The following is a 14,973-nucleotide window of genomic DNA, read 5'->3' as shown; positions in this document are numbered from 1 at the left end:
GCGGTCTCGGCGCGTGAACGGCTGCGTTGTTCGCCCGTCGATAGCCGTCGCGGTCGACGACCCGCACGTCGGAGCGCGATTTTCGGCATTCCCGTCGGAAGTTTTCCTGCGCTGACCGCGATAGCGAAAATGTAGCTGTCCAAAGTGGCGTTCTGCCAAGGCCGTTGGATGTGAAACAAATCCGAACCCCCGGCCATCCGGCCGCCATGACGCTCCGAATCATCATTCGTGGACTACGTCCTACGGCTGGCGCGCGTGCGCCTGCCGCGGCAGTGCTCGGGGAGTTGCGTGAACAGCGGCAGAACGGAGTGATTGATGAGTTCATTGGCCACGGATCGTGTCGACCAATGTTCATCGGGCGAATTCTCAGCACAACCGTTCGCCTTGTCGCCTGCGCAGACGGCGCTGTGGTACGCCCAGCGCATCCGACCGGACGTGCCGCTGACCATCGCGCAGTACGTCGAGATCCACGGTGATCTCGACGCGGGTCGTTTGCTGTACTCGATCGAGCGTTTCGGCGCCGAGACCCAGGTCGGCCTGCTCCGGTTGGTCGAGATCGATGGTGTGCCGCATCAGGTGGTGGACCCGTTCCATCGGCCGGGTTGGGCGCGAGTGGATCTGCGCGGTGAATCCGATCCGCACGCCGCGGCCATGCACTGGATGAACGAGCACGCCAGCTCGCCCATCGATCTGGACAAGGACCCGCTCATCACCAACGCCGTGCTGCGCACCGGCGACGCCGATTACATCTGGTATGCCCGCGCGCACCACATCATCATCGACGGCTACGGCGCCATGAACGCGCTCACCCGCACCGCCGAGATCTACACCGCGATCGAGAACCACACCGAACCGACGGTCTCGCGGGCGACACCGCTCGCCGAAATCTACGCCGACGAATCCCGCTACCGGGATTCCGCGCGCTTCCGCAACGATCGCGACTACTGGCTCGAACAGCTCGCCGGGGTGGGCGGCACCCTCAGCCTGTCCACCGCCAACAGCGCCGTGCCCATGCCCGATCCGGGCCGCCGCCGCGCCACCGCAGTGCTCGACGAGCGCACCGAGGCCGCCGTCACCGCGGCGACCACCGCATTCGGCGCGGCGAACTCCACGCTGTTCGCCGCCGCGCTGGCCTGCTACGTCCGTTCGGTCACCGGTAACAACGATGTGGTGCTGAGCCTCCCGGTCTCGGCGCGCACCACCGTCGCGCTGCGACGTTCGGCCGGTGTGGTGTCGAATGTCGTGCCGCTGCGGGTGCGTTTCGACGAGCAGACCACGGTGCGCGATGTGGTGCGCGCGGTCGAACTCCAGATCACCGGCGCCCTGCGGCATCAGCGCTACCGCCACGACGACATCCGCCGCGATTGCGGCTACTCCCGTGACGCCCGCGGCTTCTTCGGCCCGATGGTCAACATCATGCTGTTCCACAACGAACTGACCTTCGGCAGCCTGCCCGGCTCACTGCATGTCCTGGCCACCGGTCCGGTCGAGGATCTGTCGATCAACCTCTACAACGGCGTCGGCGACCGCATCCACATCGATTTCGAGGCCAACCCGCAGCTCTACGGCGAGACCGAACTCGCCATGCACCACGAGCGGTTCCTGGATTTCCTCGCCCGCTTCCTCACCGCGGGCACCGAGACCGCGGCCCTGTCGCTGACCGCGATCACCGACGCCGAACGGCATCGGGTGCTGCACGCCTGGAACGCCACCGAGGCGCCGGTGGCCCTCGATACGCTGGCCGGGATCTTCGGCAGCCGCGCCGCCGCCTGCCCCGACGCGACGGCCGTCGAGTTCGAGGACGAGACGCTCACCTATCGCGAACTGGACGAACGTTCGAGCCGGTTGGCTCGGATGCTCATCGCGGGTGGCGCGGGACCCGATCGAGTCGTCGGTGTGTATCTGCGCCGGAGTATCGACCTGGTGGTCGGCCTGTACGGCATCATCAAATCGGGTGCGGCCTATCTGCCGCTCGATCTCGACTACCCGCGTGAGCGGATGGAACGGATCGTGCAGCAGGGCGCACCGGTCGCGGTGCTGACCGCCGCCGCGGACGCGCACGGCGTGCCCGAGCAGACACACGCGCTCGCCATCGATACCGCTGACCTGTCCGCCTATTCGGCCGATCCGATCACCGACGCCGACCGTTCGGCACCACTGCGCGCGGATCACCTCGCCTACGTCATCTTCACCTCCGGCTCCACCGGGAATCCCAAGGGCGTCGGCGTCACCCACGCCGCCATCGTCAACCGGCTGCGGTGGATGCAGCACGAGTATCCCCTCGACGCGGGGGACGCGGTGTTGCAGAAGACCCCGTCCACCTTCGACGTCTCGGTCTGGGAGTTCTTCTGGCCGTTGCAGATCGGTGCGAGACTGGTCCTCGCCCGGCCCGACGGGCACCGTGACCCCAGCTATCTGGCCGAGATCATCGCGGCCAAGGGCGTGACCACAGCGCATTTCGTTCCGTCGATGCTCTCGGTCTTCGTCACCGACACCGATGTCCGCGCGTGCACCGGGCTGCGCCGGGTGTTCTGTAGCGGTGAGGCGCTGCCGCCCGCGACGGTCCGCGACTTCCATGCGGCACTGCCCGGCCCGCGGCTGCACAACCTGTACGGACCCACCGAGGCCGCCGTCGACGTCACCTACTGGCCGTGCCCGGCCGATCCGGATACGGTGCCCATCGGCTCCCCGGTGTGGAACACGCAGACCTATGTGCTCGACTCCCGTTTGCAGCCGGTGCCGCCGGGTGGCGTGGGGGAGCTGTACCTGGCGGGCGTCCAACTGGCCCGCGGCTACCTCGGACAGCCGACGCTCACCGCCGACCGCTTCGTGGCCAACCCGTTCACCCCCGGCACGCGCATGTACCGCACCGGCGACCTCGCGCGCTGGCATCTGCGGGGCCGCGGTTCGGCGGGCGGTCCCGAGCGCGGCGTCCTGGAATACCTGGGCCGCACCGACTTCCAGGTCAAGATCCGTGGTCTGCGCATCGAACTCGGCGAGATCGAGGCGGCCCTGCTGGCCGACGATCGGGTCGCTCGCGCGGTCTGTGTGGCGCACAGCGGTCGCACCGGTGACGAACTGGTCGCCTACGTGGTCGCCGTCCCCGGCGCCCGTGACACCGACGGCGCCGACCGGCTCGATACCGCGGCGCTGCTCACCGGTCTGCGCGAGACGCTGCCCGCCTATATGGTGCCGACCGCCCTGATGGAACTCGATGAGCTGCCACTGAGTGCCAACGGCAAGATCGACCGTGCCGCCCTACCCGCGCCCGCCGCGGTGGCCCGCCCCGCCGGACGGACGGGCATCGCACCGCGCACCGAGATCGAACGGGTGCTCGCGAACATCTTCGCCGAGGTACTCGAACTCGACGAGATCGGCGTGGAGGACGGCTTCTTCGACCTCGGCGGCAACTCACTGATCGCCGCGCGGGCCGTCGCGCGGATCAATGGCACGCTCGGCGCCGGAGTGACCATCAGGGACCTGTTCGAGGCCGGCACCATCGCCGCGCTCGCCGAACGATTCGCCACCCAGCACCTCGACACCTCCTCACCGGCGCTGCGGCCCACCGGCCGTCCGGCGCGGATCCCGCTCTCACCCGCCCAGCAGCGGCTGTGGATCCTCAACCGCTTCGCCGAGCACGCGGCGGCCTACAACATGCCGCTGGCCGTGCGGTTGGACGGCAACCTCGATGTCGACGCGCTGCGGGCGGGCCTACTCGACGTCCTCGATCGGCACGAGAGCCTGCGGACCACCTTCCCGGAAACGGCGGAGGGTCCCTGCCAGGTCATCCACGCGGCCACCGATATCCCGCTGCATCTGGACGCGGTCGACGCCTCCGACGCCGACCTCGACGCCCTGATCGCCGAATTCGCGGGCTACGGCTTCGATCTGCGCAGTCAGGCGCCCATCCGGGTGGCGCTCTACGCGGCCGGGCCCGACCGTCATGTGCTGCTACTCGTCCTGCATCACATCTGCGGTGACGGCTGGTCGGTGGCGCCGCTGGCACGCGATCTGATGACAGCCGTGGCTGCACGCGCCGCGGGCACCGCACCGCGGTGGACGCCGCTGCCGGTGCAATACGCCGATTTCGCGCTCTGGCAGCGTGAACTGCTCGGTGAGGAATCGGATCCGTCGAGCGCGCTGAGCCGTCAGCTGAGCTACTGGCGTTCGGCGCTGGCCGAGCTGCCCGATCAACTCGACCTGCCGCTGGACCGTCCGCGCCCGCTGCGCCGCTCCACCGCGGGCGCCCGGCACGGTTTCACCATCGATCCCGACATACGCCGTGCGGCAGGGGAACTCGCCGTCGCACGGGGTGTGAGCATGTTCATGGTGTTGCACGCCGCGTTCGCCACCCTGCTGGCGCGGGTCTGCGCCAGCACCGACATCGTCATCGGCACGCCCATCGCCGGCCGCTCCGATCCGGCGCTCGACGAGCTGGTCGGCATGTTCGTGAACACGCTGGTCCTGCGGACCGAGGTCGATCCGGGCGCCGGATTCGATCGCATGCTCGACGTCGCGCGGGAAACGGATCTGAACGCGTTCGCCAACGCCGATGTGCCGTTCGAGCGGCTGGTCGAGGTCGTCAACCCGGAGCGCTCGGGCGGCAGACATCCCCTGTTCCAGGTGATGCTGTCCTACGATCGCGCACCCGAACTGCGCATCGAACTGCCCGGTGTGCACACCGAGGTACTGCCGCTGGCCGCCGATATCGCGAAGTTCGATCTCCAGCTCGAGATCCACGACGACACCTCCGACGGACCGCTGCACGCCGAATTCGGTTACGCCACCGATGTGTTCGACGATGTGACTGTCGAGGCGCTCGCCCGTCGCTTCACGGCGATCCTCGCCGGTGCCGTGGCGCGCCCGGACGCCCCGGTCGGCGATATCGACATCCTGGACCGGCGGGAGCGGGCCGATCTGGTGCCGATCGCCGGTGCGCCCGCCGAACCGACGGTCACGCTGGCGCGGCTGTTCGCGCAGACCGCCGAACGCCTGCCCGAGTCGGTGGCGGTGCGGTTCCGCGGCAACGACATCACCTACCGTGAGCTGGACGAGCGATCCAACCAGCTCGCCCGGGTGCTGATCGCGCACGGCGCGGGCCCCGAAGTGGTCGTCGCCGTCGCCTTACCGCGCAGCCTGCATTCGATCCTCGCGATCTGGGCCGTCGCCAAGACGGGCGCGGCCTACGTCCCGATCGATCCCGGGTATCCGCGTGAGCGGATCGCCCATATGATCGGCGACTCCGGTGCGCTGCTCGGTCTCACCGACCCCGGTTCGCTGTCGGCGCTACCCAGCTGGCCCGCCGATCCGGGCAAACACAGTCTCGCCACGGGGACCTGGCTGCTGCCCGGTTCCGGTGAGCTGGATATGGCGTGCGCGGCGCAGTCGGCGGCCCCGGTCGTCGACGCCGAGCGGCTCGGTGCGCTGCGGGCCGGACAGCCTGCCTATCTGATCTACACCTCCGGTTCCACCGGTACACCCAAGGCCGTCATCGTCACCCATGCCGGGCTCGCTTCGTTCGCCAATGAACAGCGGTACCTGTTCGGCGTCACCGATTCCGCGCGCACACTGCACTTCTCGTCGCCGAGCTTCGACGCCTCGGTACTGGAACTGCTGCTCGGGTTCGCCGCCGGAGCCACGGTCGTCGTCGCACCGGCAGATCTGTACGGTGGTCGCGAACTGGCCGATTTCCTGCGCGCGGAACGGATCACCCACGCGTTCATCACGCCCGCGGCGCTGGCGACGGTCCCCTGTGAGCGCCTCGAGGATCTGCGTTCGGTGATGGTCGGTGGTGAAGCCTGCACCCAGGCGCTGGTGGCGACCTGGTCGCAGCGCTACCGGATGCACAACATGTACGGACCGTCCGAAGCCACCGTCGCCGCCACCGCGTCGGCGCCGATGCGGGCGGGTGAACCGATCCCGCTCGGCCACCCGGTGCGCGGTATGCGGCTGTTCGTCCTGGACAACCGGTTGCGTCCGGTGCCGCCCGGTACACCGGGTGAGCTGTATGTGTCCGGTCCCGGTGTGGCGCGCGGCTATCACGGGCGGCATGCGCTGTCGGCGTCCCGGTTCCCGGCGAATCCGCACGGCCGCCGCGGTGAGCGGATGTACCGCACCGGCGATCTGGTGGTCGCCGATCCGTCCGGCAACCTGCGGTTCCTCGGCCGCGCCGACGATCAGATCAAGATCCGCGGTTTCCGCATCGAACTCAGCGAGATCGACCATGTGCTGCGCACCCATCCTGGTATCGATTTCGCGCTGACCGTGGTGCACACCGATGCGCACGGACATGAGCGGCTGGCCGCCTACGTGACCGCCACCGCGCCGGTGGACGCGGCCGCCGTGCTCGACACCGCACGCGGGCGGCTGCCCGGCTACATGGTGCCCGCCGCGGTAACCGTGCTGGACCGGATCCCGGTCACGCCCTCCGGCAAACTCGATCGCAAAGCCCTGCCCGAACCGGTCTTCGCGACCGCCACCGGCTCACGCGCTCCGGCGACGGAACTCGAGCTGCGGGTCGCCGCACTGTTCGGGGAGGTCCTCGGCCGCCCCATCACCGGTGCCGACGACAGCTTCTTCGATGTGGGCGGCAACTCGCTGCTGGCCACCCGGCTGGTGGCGGCCGTCCACCAGCAGTTCGGCGTGGAGCTGCCGGTGCGCACCATTTTCGAGGCGCCCACCGTGGCAGGGCTGGCGGCCGAACTGGTGCTGGCACCCAGCGCACGACGCGCACCGCTGACGGCGTACACCCCGCGTCCGGAACGGGTTCCGCTGTCGCTGCCCCAGCAGCGCCTGTGGTTCCTCAACCGTTTCGCCCCCGAATCCAGCGCCTACAACATCGCTTTCGCACTGCGGATCGACGGCGAGCTGGACGTCGCGGCATTGGGTGAGGCGCTGGCCGATATCGTCGACCGACACGAGGTGCTGCGTACCCGCTTCCCTGAGGACGACCAGGGTCCACATCAGGTCGTCGCTCCGGTCGCGGACGCGGTTCCCGCCGTCGAACCGCTGGTCACCGCCGAATCCGAGATCGCCGGACAGCTGGCCGAACTGGCCCGTCGCGGATTCGACCTGACCACCGAGACGCCGCTGCGGATCACGCTGCTGCGGGTGGCCGACAACCACCACGTGCTCGGCGTCGCCGTGCATCACATCGCCGCCGACGGCTGGTCGCTGGCCCCGCTGACGCGGGATCTGGCCACCGCCTACCTGGCCCGGCGCGGTGGCGCCGCGCCGAATTGGCAGCCACTCGCCGTGCAGTACGCCGACTTCGGGCTCTGGCAGCGCGAATACCTCGGCGAGGCCGCCGATGCCGACAGCCTCGCCGCCGAGCAACTGGAGTTCTGGCGCACCCAGCTGGCCGAGCTGCCCGATCAGTTGCCGCTGCCCTACGACCGTGCACGCCCGGCCGAGCCGACCCAGATCGCGGGCACGGTGCAGCGGACGCTGCCGGAACCGGTGCGCCGCGCGCTCGCCGAACTGGCGCGTGCACAGGGCGTGAGCATGTTCATGGTGCTGCGGACAGCGCTCGCGGTGCTGTTGCGCGCGGTGACCGGCGGCCGCGATATCGCGATCGGCACGCCGGTGGCCGGGCGCACCCAGACCGAACTCGACGATCTGGTCGGGATGTTCGTCAATACGCTCGTGCTGCGTTCGGATGTCGACCCGGATCTCGCGTTCACCGAGCTGCTGCGCGCCGATCGCGACACCGAACTGGCGGCGATCGCCCACGCCGACATCCCCTTCGAACGCGTCGTGGAGGAGCTGGGGCGTGATCCGCGCGCCACCGGCCGCCATCCGCTGTTCCAGGTTGCGTTGACGGTCCAGGACGCGCCGCATCCACGGCTGGAACTGCCCGGATTGGTGCTGCACGCACAGGCGCTCGATATCGCGCTGGCGAAATTCGATCTGGAACTGCGTGTCACCGATCTCGCCACCGGCGATGACGACGGCGCATTCGAATTCGTTTACGCCGCAGAGCTGTTCGATGCGGCGACGGTTCAGATCCTGGCCGACCGGTACCTCACCGTCCTGGCCGCGATCACCGGCGACCCCGGCATCCGCGTCGGCCACATCGATGCGCGCACCGATACCGAACGTCGCCGGTTCGCCCCGGCCTGCGGTGCACCGGCCGGACCGCAGCGGACGCTGGCCGAGATCTTCGCGCAGACCGTCGCCGCGCATCCCGAGCGGACCGCCGTCCGCTCGGGTGGGGTGGAACTCACCTACACCGACCTGGACCGACGGTCGAATCGAGTGGCCCGCCGCCTGATCCGGCACGGCATCGGCACCGGCGACCGGGTCGCACTCGGCCTGACCCGCTCGGTCGAATCCGTGGTCACCGTGCTCGCGGTGGCCAAGACCGGTGCGGCGTTCGTGCCGGTGGACCCGAACTATCCGGCCGATCGGGTCCGGCACATGTTGTCGGACTCCGGTTGCGCGGTCGGCGTGACGGTATCGGCGCACAGTGCGCGGCTGCGGGCCGCCGACGATCGTGAGATCGCGTGGATCGTGCTCGACGACACCGCGAACGCCGAATTCGAACCCGCGGCCGAGGCCGCGATCGCCGCGAGCGAGCGGATGCGGCCGACCCGCGTCGAGGACCTCGCGTACCTGATCTACACCTCGGGCTCCACCGGAACGCCGAAGGGCGTGGCGGTGACCCACGGTGGCCTGTCGAATCTGGCGGCGGAATTCCGCGACCGGATGGGTGTCCACCCGGACGCGCGCACACTGCATTTCTCCTCACCGAGTTTCGATGCCGCCGTGCTCGATCTGCTGCTGATGGTCGGCTCCGGCGCAGCGATGATCATCGTCGACCCCGATATCTACGGCGGCGATGAACTGGCCGCCCTGCTCACCACCGAACGGGTGACCCACACCTTCATCATCCCGGCGGTACTGGCCACGATCGACCGTGATCGCTGGCCGCTGCCGGACCTGCGGACCATCATGGTCGGCGGCGAGGCCGTCGGACCGGATCTGGTCGGACGCTGGGCACCCGACCGCCGCATGATCAACGGCTACGGTCCGACCGAATCCACGGTGGTCGTCACGATTTCCGCACCGTTCGAGGTCGGAGCGCCGATCGGGATCGGCACCCTGGTGCGTGGTGCGCGGGCCGTCGTGTTCGACGAACGGCTGCGACCGGTGCCGGTGGGCGTACCGGGTGAGCTGTACGTCGGCGGTCCGAACCTCGCGCGCGGCTACTTCGACCGATTCGGGCTCACCGCGGCCCGTTTCGTCGCCGACCCCTGCGGTCCGGCAGGCGCACGCCTCTACCGCACCGGCGATGTGGTGCGCTGGAGCACCGACGGCCAACTGATCTACCTCGGGCGCAGCGACCATCAGGTCAAGGTGCGCGGATTCCGTATCGAGCTGGGCGAGATCACCGCGGCACTGGCCGACCACCCCGATGTGCGCTTCGCCCACACCGAGGTGCGCGTGCTGGCCGGGGCCGATCGGATCGTGTCGTACGTCCAGCCCGTGCCATCGGTGCGCGAACTCGATATCGACGCGGTGCGCGCACATGTGGCAGCGCGGCTTCCAGCCCATATGGTTCCGGCGGCGCTCACCGTGCTCGACCGGATCCCGCTGACCCCCGTCGGCAAGCTCGACACCGCGGCGCTGCCGGAACCGGCCCTGCCCGCGGCACGGGTCACCCGGGCACCCGCGACCGACACCGAGCGGCTGGTCGCCGACCTCATGAGTGAACTGGTCGACGCGGAGGTCGTCGGCGCCGACGACAGCTTCTTCGATATCGGCGGAACGTCGCTGCTGGCTACGCAGCTGGTCGCGCGGCTGGCCGCGGCGACCGGGACCCGGCTCGAAGTGCGCGCGGTATTCGCCGGACCCACCGTCGCGGAACTGGCGGCCCGGCTGGAGTCGGGGGCGCCCGATGACGACCGTCCGCCGCTGGTGGCCGGTCCGCGGCCACAGCGGATTCCGCTGTCGGCGGCGCAGCGCCGGTTGTGGTTCCTCGACCGGCTCGACGGGTCTGCGGGTGCGCACAGTGCCGGCACCTACAACGTCCCGGTGGTGTTGCGGCTGCGTGGGCACCTCGATCGGGCGGCGCTCATCGCGGCCCTGCACGCGGTGCAGCGCAGGCACGAGACGCTGCGCACGATCTTCCCCGTTGTCGACGGTGAACCGGCACAGGTGATCCTGGACCCGGCCGACGCCACGATCGAGACCCGTACCGATACGGTGCCCGCTGCCGCGGTGGCACAGGTGATCCGGGAATTCGCCGCCACCGGCTTCGATCTCGGGGCCGCTGCGCCGATCCGGGCCGCCATCCTCACCGTGACGCATCCGGCGGTCGTATCGAACGAACTCGACGAACACGTGCTGGTCCTGGTGGTGCACCACATCGCCATGGACGGCTGGTCGCTCGAGCCGCTCGCCGCCGACGTGGCCGCCGCCTACTCCGCGGCCAGGGAGGGCAGGCTGGACAGCATTCCCGCATTGGAGATCCAGTACGCCGACTACACGCTCTGGCAGGAGCGGGTGCTCGGCGACGAGGACGACGCCGAATCGCTGATCGGTCGTCAGCTCGACTACTGGCGCACCGCCCTGGCCGATCTGCCGGAACTGTTGGCCGTGCCCGCCGATCGGCCGCGTCCGGCGACACCGTCCTATCGCGGCGGCACGGTGACCTGCGCGGTCGACGCCGCCACACATCGCGAGCTGCATGCGGTCGCCGCCGGGCACAACGTCAGCATGTTCATGCTGCTGCACGCCGCGCTCGCGGTGCTGCTGCACCGGATGACGGCGGTGGACGATATCGCGGTCGGCACGCCGATCGCCGGTCGCGGTGATCCGGCGTTGGACCGCATGGTCGGCATGTTCGTCAATACCCTGGTCCTGCGCACCGAGGTCGATCCCGACGTCGCGTTCACCGAACTGCTCGCAGCGGTCCGCGAGACCGACCTCGACGCCTTCGCCAACGCCGACCTGCCGTTCGAGCGGTTGGTCGAGGTCCTCAACCCGGCGCGGTCCCGGTCGCACCACCCGCTGTTCCAGGTGATGTTGTCGGTGCGCAACGAACCGATCCGAGTGCTGGAACTGCCGGGCCTGCGCATCGACGCCGAGGACACCGACACCGGGATCGCCAAATTCGATCTCCAGTTCACCCTCACAGAGAACCGGACGGAGGGACGCGAACCCGCCGGGATCTCCGTGTCGATCGATTTCGCGCACGACCTGTTCGACGAGGAGACCGCCGCCCGGTTCGGCAAGCGGTTCGCTCGGCTGCTGTCCGCGATCGCCGCGAATCCGGCCACCGCCACCGGCGATCTGGACATGCTCGACCCGGCCGAATGGTCGGAACTGGCGCCGGTGCGCGGTGCCCAGCCGGACCGCCCGCTCACCCTGCCCGCGGTGTTCACCGCGGCCGCGGCCGCCGATCCGCACGCCATCGCCGTGCGCGCCGACGGCACCGAGGTCACCTATTCCGCCCTCGACCGGTGGAGCAACCGGCTGGCGCGGGTCCTGATCGACCGCGGCGTCGGACCGGAAACATTGGTGGCGCTCGGCATTCCACGCTCGGTGGAATCGGTGGCGACGGTGCTCGCGGTGGCCAAGACCGGTGCGGCGTTCGTACCGGTCGACCCGAACTACCCGGCCGGGCGGATCGCGCACATGCTGTCGGATTCCGGTGCGCGCCTGGGTATCACCCTCGCCGAGTATCGCGACGGGCTGCCCTCGGACGCGCAGTGGCTCGTCCTGGACGCACCCGATATCCGATCGCTGGTCCTCGCCTCGTCCGGCGACGCCGTCACCGACGCCGACCGGATCGCACCCCTGCGGCTGGACAACCCGGCGTATGTCATCTACACCTCCGGCTCGACCGGAACCCCCAAGGGCGTCACCGTCACCCACGGCGGCCTGTCCAACTTCGCCGCCGAGACCGCGCAGCGCTTCGACGTCCGGCCCGGTTGCCGGGTGCTGCACTTCGCCACGCCGAGCTTCGACGCCGCCATGCTCGATCTGCTGCTCGCGCTGGGCGGCGCGGCCACCCTGGTGATCACCCCACCGGGGGTGGTCGGTGGCGCCGACCTCGGCCGGGTCTTCATCGAGGAGGGCATCACCCACGCGTTCATCACCACCTCGGCGCTGGGCACCGTCGATCCGGACGGTGTGACCGAACTGGCGCATGTGCTCGTCGGTGGTGAGGCGCTACCGCCGGATCTGGTGTCCAGGTGGGCGCCGGGCCGCAACCTCTACAACGTGTACGGCCCGACCGAAACCACCATCGTCACGATCATTTCCCAGCCGATGGCGCCGGGCACGCCCATCACCATCGGTGGCCCGATCCGCGGTGTGGACGCCACCATCCTTGATCCGCGCCTGCATCCGGTGGCGATCGGCGTCACCGGTGAGCTGCATCTGGCGGGCGCGGCGCTGGCCCGCGGCTACCTGAACCGGCCCGGCCTGACCGCGACACGGTTCGTCGCCAACCCGTACGGCAAACCGGGTGAGCGGATGTACCGCACCGGCGATCTCGTGCGCTGGTGGCCGGGTGCGACAGCGGGCGCGGGCGATATCGAGTACGTCGGCCGCACCGACCATCAGGTGAAGATCCGCGGGTTCCGTATCGAACTCGGCGAAATCGACACCGCGCTGGCCAAGCACGGCGGCGTCGAATTCGCCACCACCATCGGCCACCGGACACCGGCGGGTGTCACCGCACTGGTGTCCTATGTGAAGCCGCGCGCTGGCTCGGCGGTGACCGCGGCCGATCTCACCGCGCATCTGGCCGATCTGGTGCCCAATTACATGGTGCCGCAGTCGATCATGCTGATCGACCGGGTGCCGTTGAGCCCGGTCGGCAAGCTCGATCGCCGTGCCCTGCCGGAACCGGTGTTCACCGGCGGTCAGGGGTATCGGGCACCGGCCACGGCCACCGAGGCGGCACTGTGCGCGGCTTTCGGCGATGCGCTCGGTATCGACCGGGTCGGCGCCGACGACAGCTTCTTCGAACTCGGCGGTAACTCGCTGCTGGCGACGAAGGTGGTGGCCCGGCTGCGGGACGAGGGCATCGAGATGCCGGTGCAGCTGATGTTCGGCGACGCCACCCCGGCGGCGATCGCCGCGCGGCTCGACGACAGCGGTGTCGCCGAGGCGATGGCCGAGGCGCTCTCGCCGATCCTGCCGCTGCGGCCCGATACCGGCGACAGCCTGCCGCCGCTGTTCTGCGTGCATCCCGCGATCGGTCTGGCGTGGTGCTACTCGGGACTGTTGGCCCATCTGCCGTCGGATCGTCCGGTGTACGGCTTGCAGGCGCCGCATGTGGCCGGCGGTGAAAGCTACGGCTCCCTCGCCGAGGCGGCCGATCGGTACGTCGAGCACATCAGGTCCATCCAGCCGCACGGCCCGTACCACCTGCTCGGGTGGTCGCTGGGCGGGCTCATCGCCCATGAGGTGGCGGTGCGGTTGCAGGACGCGGGGGAGCAGGTGGCGCTGCTGGCGATGATGGACAGCTACCAGCTCTCCGACAGCCTGTTCGATCAGGCCATGCCGAGCATCGCCGATATCGTCGGCGAATTCGGCAGCGACCTGCTCGACGATGCCACCGCGATCGACGACCGGATGACTCTGCACGAGGCCGCGGCACTGCTGCGGTCGCGTCCGGGACCCTTCGCGGCGCTGACCGTCGATCACCTGGAACGGCTCTACGCCGGGTACGCCAACGGCACGGTGCTGGCCAACAGTTTCCGCCCGCGGGTGTTCACCGGCGATCTGCTGTTCTTCACCGCCGCCGATGACGCGATCAACCGCGCCGACCGGGATCGGTGCGCGGCGGCCTGGCGTCCGTTCGTCACCGGCGCCGTGCACGACCATCAGCTGCGCTGCGATCACGCGGCGATGACCACACCCGAAGCACTCGCGGTGATCGGCCCGGTGCTGCGGTTCCACCTCGACGGCGCGGACCGGCAAGCGAAGGAGATACGCAGGTGAGCCTGGCGGTGGAAGTTCTCGGCCTGGTCAAGAACTACGGCCGTGTCCGTGTGCTCGACGGGATCGACATCCAGATCCCGGCGGGCACCGTGATGGGATTGCTCGGCCCCAACGGCGCGGGTAAGACGACCACGGTGCGCATCGTCACCACGCTGCTGCGGCCCTGTGCGGGCTCGGTGCACGTGGCGGGGGTGGATGTGCTGCGTGATCCGGCGGCGGCCCGTCGCCGGATCGGGTTGTCCGGCCAGTACGCCGCCGTCGACGCCAACCTGTCCGGATACGAGAACCTGCGTATGGTGGCCCGGCTCTACGGCATGTCGCATCGGCAGGCGGCCGCCCGCGCGGGTGAACTGCTCACCGCGTTCGGGCTCGACCATGCCGCCGACCGCCGGGCGGGCACCTATTCCGGCGGTATGGCGCGCAGGCTCGATCTGGCCGGTGCGCTGGTCGCCCGGCCGCCGGTGGTGGTGCTGGACGAACCGACCACGGGTCTGGATCCACGTGGACGACTCGATATGTGGCGGGTCATCGGCGATCTCGTCGACGACGGCACCACGGTCTTGTTGACCACCCAGTACCTCGAGGAAGCCGATCAGCTGGCCGACCGGATCATCGTCATCGACCGCGGCAAGGTGATCGCGCGCGGTTCGGCCGATGAACTGAAGACCTCCATCGGCGGTGACCGACTGACCGTCACCCTGGCCTCTGGGCAGCAACCCCAGCCCGCGCTGTCGGTGCTGGCGCAGGTCGGCATCGGGGAACCGGCCCACGAGATCGGCACCGATGAGGTGTCGATCGTGGTCGGCGACGGTTCCCGCACCATGGTCGAGGCCCTGCGGCGGCTCGACGACGCCGGTGTCTGCGTCGTCGACGCGAATGTGCACCGCCCCAGCCTCGACGACGTATTCCTGTCCCTCACCGGCACCGCGGCCGCAGCGCCCGCGGCGGCGGAATCCGATGACGTACAAGAGGAGATCATGTCGTGAGCACCGCCCCGGCAGCGGTACGTGAGGA

General features: G+C 69.5%; 2 protein-coding genes. Both read left to right on the top strand.

Translation table 11 applies throughout. The annotated features are described in order from the left end of the window. Positions 1-315 precede the first annotated feature (315 nt). Positions 316-13,959, top strand: coding sequence for a non-ribosomal peptide synthetase (locus tag QH168_RS23655; protein ID WP_280236977.1), 13,644 nt, complete (start codon positions 316-318; stop codon positions 13,957-13,959). Next, complete coding sequence (locus QH168_RS23650; protein WP_280236976.1) at positions 13,956-14,945, top strand: ATP-binding cassette domain-containing protein; 990 nt, start codon at positions 13,956-13,958, stop codon at positions 14,943-14,945. The genes QH168_RS23655 and QH168_RS23650 overlap by 4 nt, the downstream gene beginning before the upstream one ends. The last annotated feature ends 28 nt before the right edge of the window (positions 14,946-14,973 follow it).

This window comes from Nocardia cyriacigeorgica (genome assembly GCF_029868385.1).
Lineage (GTDB): Bacteria > Actinomycetota > Actinomycetes > Mycobacteriales > Mycobacteriaceae > Nocardia > Nocardia cyriacigeorgica_F.
The sequence above is the reverse complement of the archived record's forward strand: the minus strand, read 5'-3'. Positions and strand labels throughout refer to the sequence as shown.

Coding starts and splice junctions, on each gene's coding strand:
- QH168_RS23655 (WP_280236977.1), top strand. CDS start 316: ATGAGTTCATTGGCCACGGATCGTGTCGACCAATGTTCATCGGGCGAA.